The organism is Kitasatospora sp. NPDC001664 (assembly GCF_053596675.1).
The window spans coordinates 73,212-91,978 of sequence record NZ_JBSFGS010000030.1 but is presented as its reverse complement, the minus strand read 5'-3'; the positions used below and the strand labels follow the sequence as shown (position 1 = coordinate 91,978).

Annotated in this window: 23 protein-coding genes; 17 read left to right on the top strand and 6 right to left on the bottom strand. The window is 72.6% G+C overall.

The features are described from left to right. Window positions 1–419 (bottom strand): GntR family transcriptional regulator (locus ACWCYY_RS32850; RefSeq protein ID WP_449798089.1); only part of this gene is annotated, 419 nt, incomplete at its 3' end. 141 nt (window positions 420–560) lie between these two features. On the opposite strand from ACWCYY_RS32850, the gene ACWCYY_RS32845 reads away from it, so the two are divergent. Continuing rightward, complete coding sequence (locus ACWCYY_RS32845) at window positions 561–806, top strand: hypothetical protein (protein ID WP_345285472.1); 246 nt, start codon at window positions 561–563, stop codon at window positions 804–806. Beyond that, the gene (locus tag ACWCYY_RS32840; protein ID WP_449798088.1) at window positions 803–1,075 is read left to right on the top strand and encodes a hypothetical protein; all 273 of its coding nucleotides are present in this window, start codon (window positions 803–805) and stop codon (window positions 1,073–1,075) included. Before ACWCYY_RS32845 ends, ACWCYY_RS32840 begins: the two co-directional genes overlap by 4 nt. A 3-nt stretch (window positions 1,076–1,078) precedes the next feature. On the opposite strand, the gene ACWCYY_RS32835 is transcribed toward ACWCYY_RS32840, so the two are convergent. Beyond that, complete coding sequence (locus ACWCYY_RS32835) at window positions 1,079–1,306, bottom strand: hypothetical protein (protein ID WP_345285476.1); 228 nt, start codon at window positions 1,304–1,306, stop codon at window positions 1,079–1,081. 135 nt (window positions 1,307–1,441) lie between these two features. After that, entirely contained in the window at window positions 1,442–2,122 is a 681-nt protein-coding gene (cofC, locus tag ACWCYY_RS32830) for a 2-phospho-L-lactate guanylyltransferase (protein WP_449798087.1), read from the bottom strand. 158 nt (window positions 2,123–2,280) lie between these two features. On the opposite strand from cofC, the gene ACWCYY_RS32825 reads away from it, so the two are divergent. From ACWCYY_RS32825 to ACWCYY_RS32815, 3 genes are all read left to right on the top strand, one after another. Then, on the top strand, window positions 2,281–3,093 hold the full coding sequence (locus ACWCYY_RS32825) for a lysophospholipid acyltransferase family protein (RefSeq protein ID WP_345285480.1): 813 nt from the start codon (window positions 2,281–2,283) through the stop codon (window positions 3,091–3,093). Further along, window positions 3,090–4,091 carry an NAD(P)H-dependent glycerol-3-phosphate dehydrogenase gene (locus ACWCYY_RS32820; RefSeq protein WP_449798086.1) on the top strand — a complete coding sequence of 334 codons (1,002 nt, stop codon included), beginning with the start codon at window positions 3,090–3,092 and terminating at the stop codon, window positions 4,089–4,091. The genes ACWCYY_RS32825 and ACWCYY_RS32820 overlap by 4 nt, the downstream gene beginning before the upstream one ends. A 68-nt stretch (window positions 4,092–4,159) precedes the next feature. Continuing rightward, the gene (locus ACWCYY_RS32815; RefSeq protein ID WP_345285482.1) at window positions 4,160–5,299 is read left to right on the top strand and encodes a D-alanine--D-alanine ligase family protein; all 1,140 of its coding nucleotides are present in this window, start codon (window positions 4,160–4,162) and stop codon (window positions 5,297–5,299) included. On the opposite strand, the gene ACWCYY_RS32810 is transcribed toward ACWCYY_RS32815, so the two are convergent. Together ACWCYY_RS32810 and ACWCYY_RS32805 are read right to left on the bottom strand one after the other, a co-directional pair. Then, entirely contained in the window at window positions 5,296–5,820 is a 525-nt protein-coding gene (locus ACWCYY_RS32810; protein WP_345285484.1) for a DUF3515 domain-containing protein, read from the bottom strand. The genes ACWCYY_RS32815 and ACWCYY_RS32810 overlap by 4 nt on opposite strands. A gap of 19 nt (window positions 5,821–5,839) precedes the next feature. Next, a complete protein-coding gene (locus tag ACWCYY_RS32805; RefSeq protein ID WP_345285486.1) occupies window positions 5,840–6,073 on the bottom strand; it encodes an Lrp/AsnC family transcriptional regulator in 234 nt (77 codons plus the stop codon). A gap of 140 nt (window positions 6,074–6,213) precedes the next feature. On the opposite strand from ACWCYY_RS32805, the gene ACWCYY_RS32800 reads away from it, so the two are divergent. The 3 genes from ACWCYY_RS32800 (at window position 6,214) to thiD (ending at window position 9,168) form a co-directional block, all read left to right on the top strand. Continuing rightward, a complete protein-coding gene (locus tag ACWCYY_RS32800; protein WP_345285488.1) occupies window positions 6,214–7,188 on the top strand; it encodes a thiamine-phosphate kinase in 975 nt (324 codons plus the stop codon). A gap of 135 nt (window positions 7,189–7,323) precedes the next feature. Beyond that, window positions 7,324–8,349, top strand: a complete 1,026-nt coding sequence (locus tag ACWCYY_RS32795) for a 6-phosphofructokinase (protein ID WP_345285490.1) — start codon at window positions 7,324–7,326, stop codon at window positions 8,347–8,349. A 24-nt stretch (window positions 8,350–8,373) separates the two neighbouring features. After that, window positions 8,374–9,168: a bifunctional hydroxymethylpyrimidine kinase/phosphomethylpyrimidine kinase gene (thiD, locus tag ACWCYY_RS32790; RefSeq protein ID WP_449798085.1), complete on the top strand. Its 795-nt coding sequence runs from the start codon at window positions 8,374–8,376 to the stop codon at window positions 9,166–9,168. Between the two features lie 125 nt (window positions 9,169–9,293). On the opposite strand, the gene rpmB is transcribed toward thiD, so the two are convergent. Next, window positions 9,294–9,479, bottom strand: coding sequence for a 50S ribosomal protein L28 (gene rpmB / locus ACWCYY_RS32785; protein ID WP_082598345.1), 186 nt, complete (start codon window positions 9,477–9,479; stop codon window positions 9,294–9,296). Window positions 9,480–9,744: 265 nt separating this feature from the next. Here rpmB and ACWCYY_RS32780 point away from each other — a divergent pair, with 265 nt between their 5' ends. The 9 genes from ACWCYY_RS32780 (at window position 9,745) to rnc (ending at window position 18,741) form a co-directional block, all read left to right on the top strand. Beyond that, a complete protein-coding gene (locus ACWCYY_RS32780) occupies window positions 9,745–11,358 on the top strand; it encodes a DAK2 domain-containing protein (protein ID WP_449798084.1) in 1,614 nt (537 codons plus the stop codon). A gap of 181 nt (window positions 11,359–11,539) precedes the next feature. Next, window positions 11,540–13,768, top strand: a complete 2,229-nt coding sequence (recG, locus tag ACWCYY_RS32775; protein WP_449798083.1) for an ATP-dependent DNA helicase RecG — start codon at window positions 11,540–11,542, stop codon at window positions 13,766–13,768. A 119-nt stretch (window positions 13,769–13,887) separates the two neighbouring features. Beyond that, the gene (locus tag ACWCYY_RS32770) at window positions 13,888–14,394 is read left to right on the top strand and encodes a hypothetical protein (protein WP_345285497.1); all 507 of its coding nucleotides are present in this window, start codon (window positions 13,888–13,890) and stop codon (window positions 14,392–14,394) included. 127 nt (window positions 14,395–14,521) lie between these two features. After that, window positions 14,522–15,115, top strand: coding sequence for a 16S rRNA (guanine(966)-N(2))-methyltransferase RsmD (gene rsmD / locus ACWCYY_RS32765; RefSeq protein WP_345285499.1), 594 nt, complete (start codon window positions 14,522–14,524; stop codon window positions 15,113–15,115). 38 nt (window positions 15,116–15,153) lie between these two features. Beyond that, entirely contained in the window at window positions 15,154–15,639 is a 486-nt protein-coding gene (gene coaD, locus ACWCYY_RS32760) for a pantetheine-phosphate adenylyltransferase (protein WP_345285501.1), read from the top strand. 173 nt (window positions 15,640–15,812) lie between these two features. Further along, complete coding sequence (locus ACWCYY_RS32755; RefSeq protein ID WP_449798082.1) at window positions 15,813–16,961, top strand: cell division initiation protein; 1,149 nt, start codon at window positions 15,813–15,815, stop codon at window positions 16,959–16,961. 153 nt (window positions 16,962–17,114) lie between these two features. Further along, on the top strand, window positions 17,115–17,759 hold the full coding sequence (locus tag ACWCYY_RS32750; protein WP_345285504.1) for a YceD family protein: 645 nt from the start codon (window positions 17,115–17,117) through the stop codon (window positions 17,757–17,759). Window positions 17,760–17,761: 2 nt separating this feature from the next. Beyond that, complete coding sequence (gene rpmF, locus ACWCYY_RS32745; protein WP_030056747.1) at window positions 17,762–17,935, top strand: 50S ribosomal protein L32; 174 nt, start codon at window positions 17,762–17,764, stop codon at window positions 17,933–17,935. A 20-nt stretch (window positions 17,936–17,955) separates the two neighbouring features. Beyond that, on the top strand, window positions 17,956–18,741 hold the full coding sequence (gene rnc, locus ACWCYY_RS32740; protein WP_345285507.1) for a ribonuclease III: 786 nt from the start codon (window positions 17,956–17,958) through the stop codon (window positions 18,739–18,741). Window positions 18,742–18,767: the final 26 nt, after the last annotated feature.

Genomic DNA, 18,767 nt, shown 5'->3' with positions numbered 1-18,767 from the left:
CCACCGATCAGGTACTCGTAGGCGGTGTGCACCGTCGGGGCTCCGGGTTCGACCCCGAGGCGGGCGGCGGTCGCGGGCGGGGCCGGGACGTTGGTGGAGGTGCTGGACTCCCAGCTGCCCTCCTCGCCGGTCTCCCCGAGCTGGGCGCGGAACGAGACCGGGGCGCCGACCCGGGAGCGGAGCATCGGACGCCGCACCACCGGCTGCCGGACGTAGGTGCCGGAGCCCGCGCGGCCGGCCAGCAGCCCCTCGGTGATCAGCACCTCCTGGGCCCGCTGCAGCACGTTCTCGCCGACGTCGTACTCGACCGCGAGCTTGGCGCGGGACGGCAACCGCTCGCCGACCTGCCACTCTCTCCGGCCGACGCGGGCGCGCAGGTCGTCGGCGACGCGCTGGTACTGGCGCTCAGCAGGTGACATCCGGACGCTCCCCGGCGGCAGGCACGACCCTGCCGGTTCGACAGGGCGGGTGAATCAGCGTTGACAATCTAATGCATCAGGTGGAATCTAATTGTTTAGATTTACTTTGCGTGACCAGCTGCTCGCGGGGAGAGTCGTTGCGTGCGAACCACCAGGGTGTTCGACCTCGCCCATCGCCTGGCCGTGACCACGGGGGCCCGGGCGAGGGTCCGCCTGCGGGACGGTGGTTGGCGGGTGTCCGTGGTGCTGCCCGGGGACCTCGGCGTCGAGGCGCAGCTCGCGGTGCTGGACCTGTTGGCCACCGCCGACCGGTTCGGTCACGACCGCACGGACGAGGCCCAGGGGGTCTGGGCCGAGATCGACCACGAGCAGGGGAGCACCACGTGACCAGCCCGACGCCGTCGTACACCGTCGAGATCGAGGACGTCACCGCACCCGCCGTCTTCGCGCGGCTCCCGGACGCCCTGGCGGCGCTCTGGGAGGCGCTCAGGGTGCTGCCGCTGGGGTGGACCCAGTACGAGGCGTACCGGTACTTCCTCGGGCCGGGGGCGGTCGAGCGGGTGACCGAAAGCCTGGAGCGGGACGGTGAGTTGAGGCTCAGCTTCGCGATGGGCGGGCGCTCGCACCTGGTGTCGGTCGGGGTGCTGCGGGACTGAGCGTCAGGCCTGACCCTCGACGGGGTCCGGGAAGGTCTGGAGGGTGAGGAAGACGACGCGGCGGGTGTCGCCGGTGCCCTCGGTGCGGATGCGCAGGCGCTGGCCGGGGCGGAGCAGGCGCAGGCCGCCGGCGTCGAAGGCGGCGGCGTCGAAGGGGACCGGGGTGCCGTCGTCGAGGAGGACGGAGCCGCTGCGGGTCGCCGGGTCGAAGGTGTAGGAGGTGGCCTGCATGGGGGCAGCATAGCGAGGCGGGTCGTGGCGGGCTCACGTGCAACCGGCTCCTGTGCCCCGACCTTGCGGGAGACGTCTTCCGATTCGCGCAGTTCCTCGCGCCCCTGGGGTGCTGCCCTTCCGCGTGCCGGCGCGTCAGCTGGCGTCAACGAGCGGGAGCGCGGCCGTGGTGTGGGGGCCGAGGCCGAGGGCGCGGGCCTCGTGGAGGTCCTCGCCGGTGTCGACGTCGCGGCGGACGGACGGGACGCCGGGGAGGGTGAGTTCAGTGGTGCCGGCCGCGGTGTGGCGGGCGCGGGAGCCGTCGCCGAAGCGCGGGTCGAGGGGCAGGCCGGGCAGGGCGGCGAGCAGGGTGGTGCCGAGGCCGGGGGAGTCGGCGAGGAAGCTGCGGCCGGAGCGCGCGGCGACTGCCAGGACCAGGGAGAGTTCGGCGGGCCGCAGGGCGGGCAGGTCGGCGGAGAGCGCCGCGACGGGGGAGCGCGGGGCGATCCGGCGGGCCCGCGAAGCGCCGTGGGCCAGGGCGGGGTTGAGGCCGCCGCCCGGTTCGTCGGTGACCACCAGGGCGCCGAGGCGGGTGAGTTCGGCCCCGGCCGTCGGGTCGGCGGTGACCACCAGGACCCGGGCCACCGCCGGGCAGGCCAGCGCGGCGGCCACGGTGTCCAGCGCGAAGGCGAGCGCGAGCGCCGTCCTGCGCTCCCCGGCGAAGGGGCCGAGCCGGCTCTTGGCCAGGGCGAGCCGCTTCACGGGCAACACCAGCGACCACTCGGGGTGGGGCGCGGGCGTGACGGCTGGTGCGGGGCGTACCGTGTCCTGGGTCATCGGCGCCATTCTGACGCCGGTGCCGTGACCCCGGCCAGGCGGCCCGCCCGCCCGGCGCCGGGAACGCGCTCGACAGCGGCCGGGCCAGCCGTGAGACTGGTCCGCCACGACGGACCCGTGGCACCAGGTGTGCGACGGACGAGGAAAGAGGAGCAGGGGTGGCCCGCTCGAACGCCCGGTTCGGCAACGCCGACTACGGGATCTGGTACCGCTTCGCGGCCGTACTCGTGAAGCCGGTCACCACGGCCCTGGTGAAGCCGGACTGGCGGGGTTGGGAGCACCTGCCCGAGAAGGGCGGCTTCCTCGCGGTGGTGAACCACAACTCGGTGATCGACCCGGTGGTCTACGCCCACTGGCAGTACAACAGCGGCCGTCCGCCGCGGATACTGGGCAAGTCCCAGCTGTTCTCGGTGCCGTTCATCGGGTTCATGCTGCGCAAGACCGGCCAGATCCCGGTGTTCCGCGAGTCCACCGACGCGGCCGAGGCGTTCCGCGCGGCGATCGACGCCATCGACCGGGGCCAGTGCGTGCAGTTCTACCCCGAGGGCACCCTGACCCGGGACCCGGAGCTCTGGCCGATGACCGGCAAGAGCGGCGCGGCCCGGGTCGCGCTGATGACCGGTGCGCCGGTGATCCCGGTCGCGCACTGGGGCGCGCACGAGATCATCCCGCCCTACGGCCGGGGCGGGAAGGGCAAGTTCAACCTCTTCCCCCGGCACAAGGTGACGGTGGCCGCCGGGCCGCCGGTGGACCTGAGCAAGTACCAGGGGCAGGAACTGACCGCCCAGGTGCTGCGCGACGCCACCGAGGACATCATGGCCGCGATCACCGAGGTGCTGGCCGGCATCCGCGGCGAGGACGCGCCGGCCGAGCGGTACGACATGCGCAAGGCGGCCCGCGACCGGGCGGTCAAGGCCGCGGCCAAGAAGGACCGGGCCGCGGGCACCAGCACCGAGGGGGAGTCCGAATGACCCGCTGCGCCGTCTTCGGCACCGGCTCCTGGGGCACCGCGTTCGCCGTGGTGATGGCGGACGCCGGCTGCGAGGTGACCCTCTGGGGCCGCCGCAAGGAGTTGGTGGACGCCATCAACACCACCCACGTCAACCCGGACTACCTGCCGGACACCGTGCTGCCGGACGGCGTCCGGGCCACCACCGACCCCGCCGAGGCGCTCGCCGGGGCGGACTTCGCGGTGCTGGTGGTGCCCTCCCAGACGCTCCGTCAGAACCTGGCCGACTGGGCCCCGCTGCTCGACGGGCGGACGGTGCTGGTCTCGCTGATGAAGGGCGTCGAGCTCGGCACGGCCAAGCGGATGTCCGAGGTGATCCAGGAGGTCGCCGGGGTCGGCCCGGCCCGGGTCGCGGTGATCAGCGGGCCCAACCTGGCGCCCGAGATCGCCCTCAAGCAGCCCGCCGCCTCGGTGGTCGCCTGCGCCGACGAGGCGGTCGCCAAGCGGCTCCAGACGGCCTGTCACACCCCCTACTTCCGCCCGTACACCTCCACCGACGTGGTGGGCTGCGAGCTCGGCGGCGCGGTCAAGAACGTGATCGGCCTGGCGGTCGGCATGGCCGACGGCATGGGCCTGGGCGACAACACCAAGGCCACCCTGATGACCCGCGGCCTGGCCGAGATCACCCGGCTCGGCCTCACCCTGGGCGCGGACCCGTACACCTTCGCCGGCCTGGCCGGGATGGGCGACCTGGTGGCGACCTGCTCCTCGCCGCTCTCCCGCAACCACACCTTCGGCTTCAACCTGGGCCGCGGCATGACCGTGGAGCAGACCGTCGCCGCCACCAAGCAGACCGCCGAGGGCGTCAAGTCCTGCGAGTCGGTGCTCGACCTGGGCCGCCGCCACGGGGTCGACATGCCGATCGTGCAGGCGGTGGTCGACGTGGTGCACCACGGGCGGCCGACCCAGGAGGTGCTGGCCGGGCTGATGGCCCGTTCGGCGAAGCCCGAGAGGCGCTGAGGGCTGACGGTCCGACACCGTGCGGGTGTCTTCCCCGGAAACATCCGCACGGTAGTCTCAAATGCGATATGAGCATCGAACAGACCTCCCCGAACGCGGCCAAGCCGCGCGTTGCGATCGTCTTCGGCGGACGCAGCTCCGAGCACGCCATCTCGGTCGTCACCGCCGGCAGCGTGCTCCGGGCGATCGACCGGAGCAAGTACGAGGTGCTGCCGATCGGCATCACCCATGAGGGCCGCTGGGCCCTGGTCGGTGACGAGCCGGGCCGGATGGCCATCACCGACGGGAAGCTCCCCGACGTGGACGGCATCGCCGAGTCCACCGAGGGTCAGGTCGCGCTGCCGGGCAGCCCGGCCAGCCGCGAGGTGGTCTGGAGCGAGCCCGGTGCCGCGCCCAAGGTGCTCGGCGAGGTGGACGTGGTGCTGCCGCTGCTGCACGGTCCGTGGGGCGAGGACGGCACCATCCAGGGTCTGCTGGAGCTCTCCGGGGTGCCGTACGTCGGCTCCGGCGTGCTGGCCAGCGCGGCCGGGATGGACAAGGAGTTCACCAAGCGGATCCTGGCCTCGCACGGCATCGGGGTCGGCCACTACACCGTGGTCCGCCCGCGCGAGTGGGAGAGCGAGCAGGGCCGCGCCGCCGCCCGCGAGCGGATCGCCGCGCTCGGCCTGCCGCTGTTCGTGAAGCCCTGCCGGGCCGGCTCCAGCATGGGCATCACCAAGGTCAAGGACCTGGCCGACCTGGACGCCGCGATCGACGAGGCGCGCCGCCACGACCCCAAGGTGATCGTGGAGCTCGGGGTGACGGGCCGTGAGATCGAGTGCGCGGTGCTGGAGTTCGAGGACGGCCCGCGGGCCAGCGTCGCGGCCGAGGTGCACGTCGGCGGCGGCTTCGAGTTCTACGACTTCGAGGCCAAGTACATCGACTCCTCCGAGGTCGAGATCCCGGCCAAGCTGACGGAGTCCGAGCTGGCCGAGATCCGGCGGCAGGCGGTGGCGGCCTTCGAGGCGCTCGGCTGCGAGGGTCTGGCCCGGGTCGACTTCTTCCTGCTGGAGGACGGCAGCTGGATGGTGAACGAGATCAACACCATGCCCGGCTTCACCCCCATCTCGGCCTACCCGAAGATGTGGGAGGCCACCGGCCTGCCGTACCCGGAGCTGATCGACCGGCTGCTGACCGCCGCGCTCAGCCGCTCGACCGGCCTGCGCTAGCCGTCGGCCGTCCCCGGCTGCTGCGCGAGCCAGCCGGGGACGGCCGCCTTGATGGCGTCGGTGAATGAGCTGAGCGGGTCGGCGTAGTTGGGGTAGGCACCCGCGGGCACCAGGACCTCCACGTAGGCGTCCCGCATGGTGGTGACGAAGCGGTAGCCGCCGCCCGCGTCCCGGCCCATGCCGAACTGGACGTCGTTCACCTCCGGCATGGAGGCGGTGCCCAGCTCGTTCAGGTACTCCGGCCGGTCGCTGCCGCAGGTCAGCACGGTGCGCGGCGAGCTGTCCCAGGCGGCCGTGTACGGCGAGGCCGGTGACGGGTCGTCACGCCGGTGGCCCAGCACCGTCCCCGGCAGCGCCTTGTCCAGCGCCTCGCAGGCGGCCAGCGCCTTGCCCCGGACCTGCGGTGGTTCGACGTCGGCGGGCAGGCTCCAGCTCCAGCCGAGCAGGCCCACGCAGGTCAGCAGCGCGGCGGGCGGGACGCCCCAGCGGACGGTGGCGGGGAGGCTGCTGAATCGGCTCACCCCGCGATGGTAGCCAGCCCTACAGGTTGACCACCGGGCAGGTGAGGGTGCGGGTGATGCCCTCGATCTGCTGGACCTGGGCGACCACCAGACGGCCGAGCTCGTCGATGGTGGCGGCCTCGGCGCGGACGATCACGTCGTACGGGCCGGTGACGTCCTCGGCGGAGACCACGCCCTGGATCTTCTGGATCTCCTGGGCCACGGCGGTCGCCTTGCCGACCTCGGTCTGGATCAGGATGTATGCCTGTACCACGGGGGACCTCCAGAGCGGGGTGGGCGGACCGGCGAAGTCCGATCACCACGCTACCGCTGACCCCCGCCGCTGGGGAGCCCCCGGAGGGCGTACGCTGCGCGCAGACGGGGCGACCGGGGACAGTGGAGAGAGGACGGCAGATGCAGGGGACCGTGGGCGAGCTCGGCGAGTTCGGACTCATCAAGGAGCTCACCGCCCGGCTGCCGATGACCCCGGCCGTGGAGCTCGGGCCGGGCGACGACGCCGCCGTGGTGAAGGCGCCCGACAGCCGGGTGGTGGCCACCACCGACGTGCTGATCGAGGGCCGGCACTTCCGCCGGGACTGGTCCACCGCCTACGACGTCGGCCGCAAGTGCGCCGCCCAGAACCTCGCCGACATCGCCGCGATGGGCGCGGTCCCCACCGCGATACTGCTCGGCCTGGTGGCCCCGGCCGACCTCCCGACCACCTGGGCCACCGAACTGATGGACGGCCTGCGGGACGAGTGCCAGGTGGCCGGGGCCACCGTGGTCGGCGGCGACGTGGTGCGCGGCGACACCATCACGCTGGCCATCACCGCGCTCGGCGACCTCCAGGGCCGCGCCCCGGTGACCCGTTCGGGCGCCAGGACCGGCGACGTGGTCGCGGTCACCGGCTGGCTGGGCTGGTCCGCCGCCGGGCTCTCGGTGCTGACCCGGGGCTTCCGCTCGCCGCGCGCCTTCGTCGAGGCGCACCGCCGCCCCGAGCCGCCGTACCACGCGGGCCCGGCCGGCTCCGACCTCGGCGCCACCTCGATGATCGACGTCAGCGACGGCCTGGTGGCCGACCTCGGCCACGTCGCCCGGGCCAGCGGGGTGGACATCGACCTGCGCGCGGCCGACTTCGACGTGCCGGCCCAGATGGCCGACATCGGCCAGGCGGTCGGCATCGACCCGCTGGTCTGGGTGCTCTCCGGCGGCGAGGACCACGCGATCGTGGCCACCTTCCCGCCCTCGGTCCAACTGCCCGCCCGCTGGCGGGTGGTCGGCGAGGTGGTCCGCCCGGCTAGCCCGGCGCGCGGGGGCGTGGTGACGGTGGACGGTGCGCCGTGGGACCGGGCGGGGGGCTGGGACCACTTCGCCGACGAGGAGGACTGACGCCGTGTGAGGCGCGGGAATTCCGGCTGGGGCGGTTCGGGCGGCTAGTGTGAGCCCGTCGGCAATGTCCGTTTCGTTGGGTGTTGTCCGGCTCGTACGAGAATCCGACTAACCCGGCGGGAGAAGCACACCCCCATGCGCATCGGTGTCCTGACCAGCGGCGGAGACTGCCCCGGCCTCAATGCGGTGATCCGCTCGGTGGTGCACCGGGGCACCGACGTGCACGGCGACGAGATCATCGGGATCGAGGACGGCTTCCTCGGCCTGATCGAGGGCCGGACCCGCCCGGTCTCGCACGACGACGTCACCGGTCTGCTCACCCTCGGCGGCACCATCCTCGGCTCGGCCCGGGTGCAGCGCGAGCGCATCCAGTGGGCGGTGGAGAACGCCCAGGAGCTGGCGGGCAGGATCGGGATCGACGCGCTGATCGCCATCGGCGGCGAGGGCACGCTGACCGCCGCCCGGATGTTCAGCGACGCCGGGCTGCCGGTGGTCGGGGTCCCCAAGACCATCGACAACGACATCGACGCCACCGACGTGACCTTCGGCTTCGACACCGCCGTGCACGTGGCCACCGAGGCGATCGACCGCCTCAAGACCACCGCCGAATCGCACCAGCGGGTGATGGTGGTCGAGCTGATGGGCCGTCACACCGGCTGGATCACGCTGACCGCCGGGATGGCCGCCGGCGCCCACGGAATCCTGATCCCGGAGAAGGCCTTCGACATCGAGGCCGTCTCCCGGATGATCGAGGAGCGCTTCCGGCGCGGCAAGAAGTTCGCCATCATCGCGGTCGCCGAGGGCGCCAAGCCCGCGCCCGGGACGCTCCGCTTCGACCACGGCTCGGTGGACCAGTACGGCCACCAGACCTTCGGCGGGATCGGCAACCGGCTGGCCATCGAGCTGGAGAACCTGCTCGGCAAGGAGGCCCGGCCGGTCATCCTGGGTCACACCCAGCGCGGCGGCACCCCCACCGCCCGGGACCGGGTGCTCGCCACCCGCTTCGGCTGGCACGCCGTGGAGGCCGTCCACAAGGGCGCCTTCGGGCACTTCACCGCCCTGCGCGGCACCACCATCGAGCTGATCCCGGTGGCCGAGGCCGTCCAGCAGCTGAAGACCGTCCCCGAGGACCGCTGGGCGGAGTCCGAAGCCGTGCTCTGAGCCGGGTTCGATAGGTTGGCGCCCATGGTTGCTCCTCCTCGCGTACTCACCATCGCCGGCTCCGACAGCGGCGGCGGCGCCGGCATCCAGGCCGACCTCAAGGCGATGCTCGCGCTCGGCGTCCACGGCATGAGCGTGATCACCGCCGTCACCGCCCAGAACTCGGTCGGCGTCCAGGGCTACTGGGAGCTCCCGGCCGAGGCGGTCCGGGCCCAGTTCCGCAGCGTCGTGGACGACATCGGCGTGCAGGCGGTGAAGACCGGCATGCTCGCCTCGGTCGAGCTGGTGGAGACCGTCGCCGAGCTGCTCGCCGACGTCGGCGCCCCGGTGGTGGTCGACCCGGTCGGCGTCTCCAAGCACGGCGACGCGCTGCTCGCCGCCGAGGCGGTGGCCACCGTCCGGGAGAGGCTGCTGCCGGTCGCCACCCTCGCCACGCCCAACCTGCACGAGGTGACGCAGCTCACCGGCATCGAGGTGACCGGCGAGCGCGACATGGACGCCGCCGCCGAGGCGCTGCTCGGGTACGGGCCGCAGTGGGTGCTGGTCAAGGGCGGCCACCTGGACGGCGAGGCGGCCGACCTGCTGGCCGGGGCCGACGGCTCCCGCCACTGGTACCGGGCGCCGCGCCTGGACAACCGGCACACCCACGGCACCGGCTGCACCCTGGCCAGCGCGATCGCCAGTGAGCTGGCCAAGGGGTCGGAGATGCCGGAGGCGGTGGCCGCGGCCAAGGACTACATCACCGGCGCGATCCGCGGCGGCTTCGCGCTCGGAGCGGGCATCGGCCCGGTGGACCACGCCTGGCGCCAGCGGTCCTGAGACGTGCGGAGGGGCGGGCCCTCGCGGGCCCGCCCCTCACGCCCGCACCCGTGCGGGAAAGACAGAAAGCCGACCCGCCCTAGGGCGAATCGGCGATCTGGAGGACCGGCTAACCGGTCTGCGCGTCAGCGCGAGACCTTACCGGCCTTGATGCACGAGGTGCAGACGTTGAGCCGCTTCGGCGTCCGACCGACCGTCGCACGAACCGTCTGGATGTTGGGGTTCCAACGACGGGGGGTACGGCGGTGCGAGTGGGAGATGCTGTTGCCGAAGCCCGGCCCCTTGCCGCAGACGTCGCAGTTGGCAGCCACAGGAGTCACTCCAAGACTTCAGATCATTTACGTTCGAAAACCCCGGCTGAAAGAACTGGGCCACTCGCGTGGACCGGATCGGTTCAAGGGGTGCGCCCGGGTTGTTCCAGGCAACCGGGAGAGCATACAACGAGCACTCCCGCTCAACGAAACTACCACGGCCCAGGCCATGATCGTCCCGACGGGCACCGGCGCCCACCGGCCCGTTCGCCGGATAACCTGCCAGCATCGCCCCATTTCCGTCGCGTTCATCCGGAGGAGCCAGGTGCCGGCCACGCTAGACGCCACCACCGTCCGCACCTGGAGCCGCCTCGCGCTGACCGCCCTCGGTCAGGCCCGCGAGGAGATCGACGCCCTCAACGTCTACCCCGTACCGGACGGCGACACCGGCACCAACCTCTACCTGACCGTCGAGTCCGCCACCGAGGCGCTCGAACAGGGCCGGGTGGAGGGCCTGGCCGAGGCCACCGCCCTGCTCGCCCGCGGCGCCCTGATCGGTGCCCAGGGCAACTCCGGGGTGATCCTCGCCCAGTGGCTGCGCGGCCTCGCCGAGGTCCTCGCCCACGGCGGCGAACCGGCCAACCTGGGCAAGGCCCTGCGCCGGGCCGCCGACTCCGCCTACCAGGCCGTCGCCGAACCGATCGAGGGCACCCTGCTCACCGTCGCCGCCGCCGCCGCGACGGCGGCCGAGGACGGCGGCGGCCGGGACGGGCTGGTCGGCACCGCCGACACCGCCTACCGGGCGGCCCGGCAGGCCCTGCTGCGCACCCCCGGGCAGCTGCCCGTGCTCGCCGAGGCCGGCGTGGTCGACGCCGGCGGCCGCGGGCTGGTCGCCGTGCTCGGCGCACTGGCCGACGCGGTGGCCGGGAAGACCCCGATGGGCCCGGTCGCACTCCGTCAGGACCACGGGCTGCGTCCCGCCGCCGGCTGCGAGGGGCACCAGCGGCCGCCCGGCCCCGGCCACCCGGCCTTCGAGGTCATCTACCTGCTGGACGCACCCGACGAGGCACTGCCGGACCTGCGGCGCGAGCTCGCCGCGCTCGGCGACTCGCTGGTGGTCGGCGGCGGCGACGGCCTGTGGAACGTCCACGTGCACGTGGACGACGCGGGTGCCGCCGTCGAGGCCGGCGTACGGGCCGGACGGCCGTACCAGATCCGGATCACCCACTTCGCCGAGGCCGCCGCCCGGGCCGGCGCGGGCAGCCGGGAGACCACCGAGGGACGGGCCGTGCTCAGCGTGGTCACCGGCCCCGGTCTCGCCGAACTCTGCGAGGCGGCCGGGGCGCACGTCCTGCTCGCCGACCCCGACCGGCCGCCCGCCAGCGCCGAACTCGCCGCCGCGGCACGGCGGTGCGGCGCGCGGGAGGTGGTGCTGCTGCTCAACGACCCCGAGCTGCGGGCCGCCGCGGGTGCCGCCGCGGACCAGCTCCGGCAGGAGGGCGTCCGGATCGCGGTGCTGCCCACGCGCTCGCCCGTGCAGGGGCTGGCGGCGCTCGCCGTGCACGAGCCCGCGCGGCGCTTCGACGAGGACGTGGTCGCGATGACCTCGGCGGCCGGGGCCACCCGGTACGCGGAACTCGTCGTCGCCGAGGGGGAGTCCTGGACCATGGCCGGGGTCTGCCAGGCCGGGGACGTGCTCGGCCTGATCGACGGGGACGTGGTCGCGATCGGCGCCGACCTCGCGGAGATCGGCGAGGAGGTCCTAGGCCGGATGCTCGCCGCAGGCGGCGAGCTCGTCACCCTGGTCCTCGGCGAGGGCGCCCCGCCCGGGCTGGCCGAACGCCTCGACGCCCACGCCCGCCGCCAACGCCCCGAGGTCGACACCGTCCGCTACGACGGGGGCCAGCAGGCTGTCCCGCTGCTCATCGGGGTCGAGTAGGACCGCGCCCGGTAGGGCAGCGACCTCAGGGGCGCGAGGAACTGCGCGAGTACGGAAGGCGGCCCAGCGCTGGATCGGGGCATGCGAGCCAGTTGCACGTGGTGCCGTTCCCCCGCGCGCAGTTCCTCGCGCCCCTGCGGGGCGCTCACCGTTGTCGCCGCGGTGGTGTCCAATAGGGACGGTGGGCGCTCTCGACGAATCCCTGACCAAGCTGGTCGGCGACCGCACCGCCAAGGTGCTGGCCGACAGCCTCAAGCTGCGCACGGTCGGCGACCTGCTGCACCACTACCCGCGCAAGTACGTGGAACGGGGCCAGCTCACCAGCCTCGACGAGCTGGAGATCGACGAGCACGTCACCGTGCTGGCCAGGGTCGAGAAGGTCACCCTGATCCCGTTCAAGGCCCGCAAGGGGGACCGCCTCGAAGTGGTGGTCACCGACGGACGGGGCCGCCTCAGCCTGGTGTTCTTCAACCAGGGCTGGCGGCAGAAGGACCTGCGGCCCGGCACCCAGGGCCTGTTCGCCGGGAAGGTCGGCGTCTTCAACGGCAAGCGCCAACTCGCCTCGCCCGACTACCAGCTGATCGACGGTGAGGAGCCGGGCGGCGAGGCGGCGGGCCGCTTCGCGGGCCGCCTCATCCCGGTCTACCCGGCCAGCGCCCAGATGCCCAGCTGGAAGCTCCAGCTCTGCGTCGAGCTGGGGCTCGACAAGCACCTGGCCGACGTCGGCGAACCGCTCCCCGCCGAGCTGCGCGACAAGCACGGCCTGATCCCGCTCCCCGAGGCGCTGGAGCTGATCCACCGTCCGCGCAACCAGGCCGAGAAGGAGCGCGCCCAGGAGCGGCTGCGCTGGGACGAGGCCTTCGTCCTCCAGGTCGCGCTCGCCCAGCGCCGCGCCGCGGACTCCGCGCTGCCCGCCGTGGCCCGGCGGCCCTCCGCCGACGGGGTGCTGGCCGCCTTCGACGCCCGGCTGCCCTTCACCCTGACGGAGGGTCAGCAGAAGGTGTCGGCCGAGATCTTCGCCGACCTGGCGACCGAGCACCCGATGCACCGGTTGCTGCAGGGCGAGGTCGGCTCCGGCAAGACCCTGGTGGCGCTGCGCGCCATGCTCGCCGTGGTGGACGCCGGCGGCCAGGCGGTGCTGCTGGCGCCGACCGAGGTGCTGGCCCAGCAGCACCACCGCTCCATCGTCGAGATGATGGGGGACCTGGCCGAGGGCGGCATGCTCGGCGGCTCCGACCTGGGCACCAAGGTGGTGCTGCTGACCGGTTCGATGGGCACCGCCGCGCGCCGCCAGGCGCTGCTGGACATGGTCACGGGGGACGCCGGGATCGCCATCGGCACCCATGCGCTGATCGAGGACAAGGTCACCTTCCTGGACCTCGGCTTGGTGGTGGTGGACGAGCAGCACCGCTTCGGCGTCGAGCAGCGCGACGCGCTGCGCGCCAAGGGCAGCCAGCCCCCGCACCTGCTGGTGATGACCGCCACCCCGATCCCGCGCACGGTGGCGATGACGGTCTTCGGCGACCTGGAGACCTCCGTCCTGGACCAGCTCCCGGCCGGCCGTTCGCCGATCTCCACCCATGTGGTGCCCGCGCTGGAGAAGCCCAACTTCCTGGCCCGTGCCTGGGAGCGGGTCCGCGAGGAGGTCGGCAAGGGCCACCAGGCGTACGTGGTGTGCCCCCGGATCGGCGACGAGCCCGAGGACGCCCCGGCCAAGAACGCGGCCAAGAAGAAGCGCAAGCCCGCCGCCACGCCGGACGACCCCGAGGACCTGGGTGCGTCCAGCGACGAACGGCGGCCCCCGCTGGCCGTGGTGGAGACGGCGCAGATGCTCACCAAGGGCCCGCTGGCCGGGCTGCGGGTGGAGATCCTGCACGGGCGGCTGGCGCCCGAGGCCAAGGACGACGTGATGCGGCGGTTCGCGGCGGGGGAGGTGGACGTGCTGGTCGCCACCACCGTGATCGAGGTCGGCGTCAACGTGCCCAACTCCACCGCCATGGTGATCATGGACGCCGACCGCTTCGGCGTCTCCCAGCTCCACCAGCTCCGCGGCCGGGTCGGCCGCGGCTCCGCCGCCGGACTCTGCCTGCTGGTCAGCGAGATGCCCGCCGGCTCCTCCGCCCGGTCCCGTCTCGACGCGGTGGCCGGCACCCTGGACGGCTTCGAGCTCTCCCGGATCGACCTGGAGCAGCGCCGCGAGGGCGACGTGCTCGGCCAGGCCCAGTCCGGCGTGAAGTCCTCGCTCAAGGTGCTCTCCGTCCTGGAGGACGAGGAGGTCATCGCCACCGCCCGCGAGGAGGCCGCCCGGCTGGTCGCCGAGGACCCGGACCTGACGGCCCATCCGGAGCTGCGCACCGCACTGGAGAGCCTGCTCGACGAGGACCGCGCGGAGTACCTCGAAAAGGGATAACTTCCCAGCTCCGCACGGCTGTTGGGCCCCAGGAATTGTCAGTGGTCCACGGCAGAATAGGAGTTGTTCAGGGCGCACCCCCAAGGTGCGTACCTGGCACGACTCCTGGGGGTTCTGCCTTGGCATTCCGTCATCTCAACGAGCTTCCGCTGGGCGACAAGGTCTTCCGCATCGAGCTGGCCAGCGAGGACGACCGCGAGGTCACCCTGACCCTGACCGGCTGGCGCGAGGGGGCGGCCGCCAGCCCGCTCGCCTCGGGCAAGCTCCGCCTCCCGGTCGAGGAGGTGGCCAACCTGCGGATCGCGCTCAACCGGGCGCTCCGCGCCCTGGCCATCGTCGCCGACGTCTCCGAGCCCATCCCCGACCGCGACGTGCTCCGCGAGCTCTACCCCGGCCACGGCGCCCCCTGGGTGCCCCAGCACGAGGAGGAGCTGACCCGCCGCTTCCACGAGGGCGAGACCATCGCCCGGATCGCCGCCCGCTTCGGCCGCACGCCCGACTCCGTCCGCACCAAGCTCCGCGAGCTCGGCCACGACCCGCGCAAGCCCGAGTACTGCCCGCCCGACGGCTGCCTCTCCTGGTCCCGCTACGCCAGCCCGGCGATCGTCGGGGGCGAGGGCTCGTAATCCCGGGGGCGCGAGGAACTGCGCTGCCGACCCACTACGGCGGTAGTGGGTCGGCCGAACAGTTCCTCGCGCCCCGCTCGTGGTTAGGTGGTGGTCACGCCTTCCTACGAGAGGACCGCCCCACCTCATGACCCGCGTGATCGCCGGCACCGCCGGAGGCCGCCGCCTCGCCGTCCCGCCAGGCCGGACCACCCGCCCGACCTCGGACAAGGCCCGGGAGGCGATGTTCTCCACCCTCCAGGCGCTGCGCGGCACCCTGCACGGGGCCCGGATGCTCGACCTGTTCGGCGGATCGGGTGCGGTCGGCCTGGAGGCGCTGAGCCGGGGCGCGGAGCACGTCCTGCTGGTGGAGGCGGACGCCTCCGCCGCCCGGGTGATCCGGGAGAACGTCAGGACCATCGCGCTCCCGGGGGCCGAGGTCCGTGCCGACAGGGCCGAGCGGGTGATCGCGGGTCAGGCTCCGGCGGCTCCGTACGACTTGGTCTTCCTGGACCCGCCGTACTCCGTGACGGACGACGAGGTCCGGGAGATGCTGATCACACTCCTGGCCGGGGGCTGGCTCGACGAGGAGGTACTCGTCACCGTGGAACGCAGCACCAGGGGCGGCGAGTTCGGCTGGCCCGAGGGCTTCGAGCCGGTGCGCTCGCGGCGGTACGGCGAGGGAACCCTCTGGTACGGTCGCGCCGCCTCCGGCCCCGACGACGACGTCGAGGGCCGGTAGTCCCCCCACCCACCCTGTCCCTCAAGGGAGTCCACGCCATGCGCCGAGCGGTCTGCCCGGGTTCGTTCGACCCGATCACCAACGGCCACCTCGACATCATCGAGCGGGCCTCCAAGCTCTACGACGTGGTGCACGTCGCGGTGCTGATCAACAAGAACAAGCAGGGCATGTTCACCGTCGAGGAGCGGATCGAGCTCATCCGGGAGACCACCGCCCACCTCGGCAACATCGAGATCGAGGCACACCTCGGCCTGCTGGTGGACTTCTGCCGGGAGCGCGGCATCCCCGCGATCATCAAGGGCCTGCGGGCGGTCAGCGACTTCGACTACGAGCTGCAGATGGCCCAGATGAACCACGGCCTGACCGGCGTCGAGACCCTCTTCGTGCCGACCTCGCCGACCTACAGCTTCCTCTCCTCCAGCCTGGTCAAGGAGGTCGCCTCCTACGGCGGCGACGTCTCCCACCTGCTGCCCGAGGGCGTCAACAGCCGACTGGTCGAGCGGATCGCCGAACGGAACAAGTGAATCCGGACAGAGCTGGCGAACCGTCACATTCCTTCGCGGTGGTGGCACCGGCGTTGTGAGCTGCGCCCGCTCTGGCCGTACAGTCTGTACTCCTGCCCGACGGTGATGCCGTGCCGTGGGGCGCTGCCTCCGCCGCAGCTCGGCGGCACACGGAAAGACGAAGCCCCGTGGACGTGCAGAACAGACTCGACGCGATCGTCTCGGCGGTGGAGAACGCCCGCTCGATGCCCATGTCGGCGTCCTGCGTGGTGAACCGGGCCGAGCTGGTCGGCCTGCTCCAGCAGCTCCGCGAGGCGCTGCCCGCCGAACTCGCCCAGGCCCAGTCGGTGATGGCCGACCACGAGCAGGTGGTGGCGGACGCCCAGGCGCAGGCCGACCAGATCATCCGCGGCGCGCACGACGAGCGCGGCTCGATCGTCTCCGACACCGAGGTGGTCCTGCGGGCCCAGGCCGAGGCGGACCGCATCCTCTCCGAGGCCCGGTTCGAGGTCGAGACCAAGCGCGCCGAGGCGGACGACTACGTCGACTCCAAGCTGGCCAACTTCGAGGTGGTGCTCACCAAGACGCTCGGCGCCGTCGGCCGCGGCCGGCAGAAGCTGCGCGGCGACTCCAGCGTCTTCGAGCAGCCCTTCGACGAGGAGGCCCAGGACGGCGAGGAGTTCCGCTCCCGGGTCAGCCCGAGCCCCGAGGTCGACGAGTACGTCGACGTGAAGCTCGCCACCCTGGAGACGGTGCTCAGCAAGACCCTGGAGGCCGTCGGCAAGGGCCGCGACAAGCTCCTCGGCAAGGCCCCGATCGACGAGCTCGGTGCCTACCTGGCCGCCGCCGACCAGGCCCAGCAGGCCAAGGACCGGGCCGAGGCGGTCGCGGCCGGCTTCGCCGAGGAGGACGAGCAGCCCTGGTACCGGGCCGAGGTCCCGCAGCAGCAGAGCTGGCCCGAGCCCACCCCCGCGGCGGCCGGCTGGCAGGCCCCGGAGGAGGGCCAGTACGGCAACGGCCAGTACGCCGAGGTCTACGGCGGCGGCTACGACCCGGCCGGGCAGCCCCCGGCGGACCCGTACGGCTACCCGCAGCAGCCCCAGCCCGGCTACCAGACCCAGGGCTTCGACCCCGCGTACGGCTACCAGCAGCCGGCCGCGTACCAGGGCCAGGAGCAGCAGTACGACGCGTACGGCTACCCGCAGCAGCAGGTGCCCCAGCAGCAGGTTCCGCAGCAGATGCCCCAGCAGATGTCCCAGCAGCAGGCGAGCCTGGACGAGACCAGCTTCTTCGACACCAGCATGATCGACATGACCAGGCTGCGGGAGCTCGGCGGCCGGTGACTCCGGGCGAAGTTGGGCCAGGCCGGAGTGTCCGGTAGTCTGACCACTCCGGCCCCTCCAGAGCTGGGCCCGTTCGGCTGCCTGGAAGCCGCCGACCAGAACCGATCCGCGCCGCGCAGGTAGTGCGTGCCGCCAGCAGGAAGTCAGGACACCTTGAACCGCCTCGACCACCGCGACCCGCTCGTGTTCGACACGCATGAGCTCGGTCGTCGCGCGGGCTCGCTGCGCAAGGCCTCCCGCACCCTGCCGGCGCCCGCCGACCTCGGCATCGAGGACGTCATCGGCGTCCCGGCCGGCAGCGAGATCGAGCTGGACATCCGCCTGGAGTCGGTGGTCGAGGGCGTGCTGGTGACCGGCACCGCGACCGCCCACGTCGAGGGCGAGTGCGTGCGCTGCCTGGAGCCGGTGGAGGACGACCTGGAGGTCGACTTCCAGGAGCTGTACTACTACCCGGAGTCCGACGAGCGTCACCGCGCCCGGACCGCCGGTGCGGAGGACCTCGACGAGGACTCCGAGGACGAGACTTACCGTCTGGAGGGCGACTTCTTCGACCTCCAGCCGGTGCTGCGTGACGCGGTGGTGCTCGCACTGCCGCTGCAGCCGGTGTGCCAGGAAGACTGCCTGGGCCTGTGCTCCGAATGCGGAGCGCGCCTGAGCGACGACCCGGCCCACCACCACGACGCCGCCGACCCCCGGTGGGCGGCTCTGCAGGGACTCTCCGCCGCCCCCGGCGACGAGGGTGACGGGATCAAGACCAGCGGTACCCGTGAGGGTCTCGCCGAGAACCAGGAGAAGTAGCCGTGGCTGTTCCGAAGCGGAAGATGTCGCGCAGCAACACGCGCCACCGTCGGTCCAACTGGAAGGCCGTCGTTCCGGCCCTCGTGGCGTGCGACCGCTGCCACGAGCCGAAGCTGGGCCACATCGCGTGCCCGAGCTGCGGCACGTACAACCGTCGCCAGGTCCTCTCGGTCTGATCGGCGGGGTGCACGGATCGATGTCGGAGAGCATTTCCACCCGCAAGTCGGCTCCTGCCAACGGGAGCAAGGCCGGCGGTCCGGCTTCGACCGAATACGACGTCCTGGAAGGGCGCCTCGGGTACACGCTCGAGCGCGCCCTTCTGGTGCGTGCCCTCACACACCGCAGCTTCGCCTACGAGAACGGCGGGCTGCCGACCAACGAGCGCCTCGAGTTCCTCGGTGACTCGGTGCTCGGGCTGGTCGTCACGGACACCCTCTACCGCCTCCACCCGGAGGTCGCCGAGGGCACCCTGGCCAAGCTGCGCGCCGCGGTGGTCAACTCCCGCGCGCTGGCCGAGGTCGGCCGGGGCCTGGAGCTCGGCACCTTCATCCGCCTGGGCAAGGGCGAGGAGGGCACCGGCGGCCGGGACAAGTCCTCGATCCTCGCGGACACCGTCGAGGCCGTCATCGGCGCCATCTACCTGGACCAGGGCCTGGACGCCGCCACCGACTTCGTCCACCGCCTGTTCGACCCGCTGATCGAGGAGTCCTCTCAGCTGGGCGCGGGCCTGGACTGGAAGACCAGCCTCCAGGAGCTCACCGCCACGGTGGGCATCGGAGTGCCGGAGTACGTGGTCGCCGAATCCGGCCCGGACCACGAGAAGACCTTCAGCGCGAACGCCCGGGTGGCCGGCGAGGACTTCGGGCAGGGCAGCGGCCGCTCGAAGAAGGAAGCCGAGCAGAAGGCGGCGGAGAGCGCCTGGCGGGCCATCAAGGCCAAGTACGCCGACCAGCTCAACCCCGGTACCACTCCCAGCAGCTGACCGTTCGTCACGAATAGGCGGCCCCC

Coding starts and splice junctions, on each gene's coding strand:
- ACWCYY_RS32815 (WP_345285482.1), top strand. CDS start 4,160: ATGAGCATCGAACAGACCTCCCCGAACGCGGCCAAGCCGCGCGTTGCG.
- cofC (WP_449798087.1), bottom strand. CDS start 2,122: ATGACCCAGGACACGGTACGCCCCGCACCAGCCGTCACGCCCGCGCCC.
- rsmD (WP_345285499.1), top strand. CDS start 14,522: ATGACCCGCGTGATCGCCGGCACCGCCGGAGGCCGCCGCCTCGCCGTC.
- coaD (WP_345285501.1), top strand. CDS start 15,154: ATGCGCCGAGCGGTCTGCCCGGGTTCGTTCGACCCGATCACCAACGGC.
- ACWCYY_RS32835 (WP_345285476.1), bottom strand. CDS start 1,306: ATGCAGGCCACCTCCTACACCTTCGACCCGGCGACCCGCAGCGGCTCC.
- ACWCYY_RS32800 (WP_345285488.1), top strand. CDS start 6,214: ATGCAGGGGACCGTGGGCGAGCTCGGCGAGTTCGGACTCATCAAGGAG.
- ACWCYY_RS32795 (WP_345285490.1), top strand. CDS start 7,324: ATGCGCATCGGTGTCCTGACCAGCGGCGGAGACTGCCCCGGCCTCAAT.
- rnc (WP_345285507.1), top strand. CDS start 17,956: ATGTCGGAGAGCATTTCCACCCGCAAGTCGGCTCCTGCCAACGGGAGC.
- thiD (WP_449798085.1), top strand. CDS start 8,374: ATGGTTGCTCCTCCTCGCGTACTCACCATCGCCGGCTCCGACAGCGGC.
- ACWCYY_RS32820 (WP_449798086.1), top strand. CDS start 3,090: ATGACCCGCTGCGCCGTCTTCGGCACCGGCTCCTGGGGCACCGCGTTC.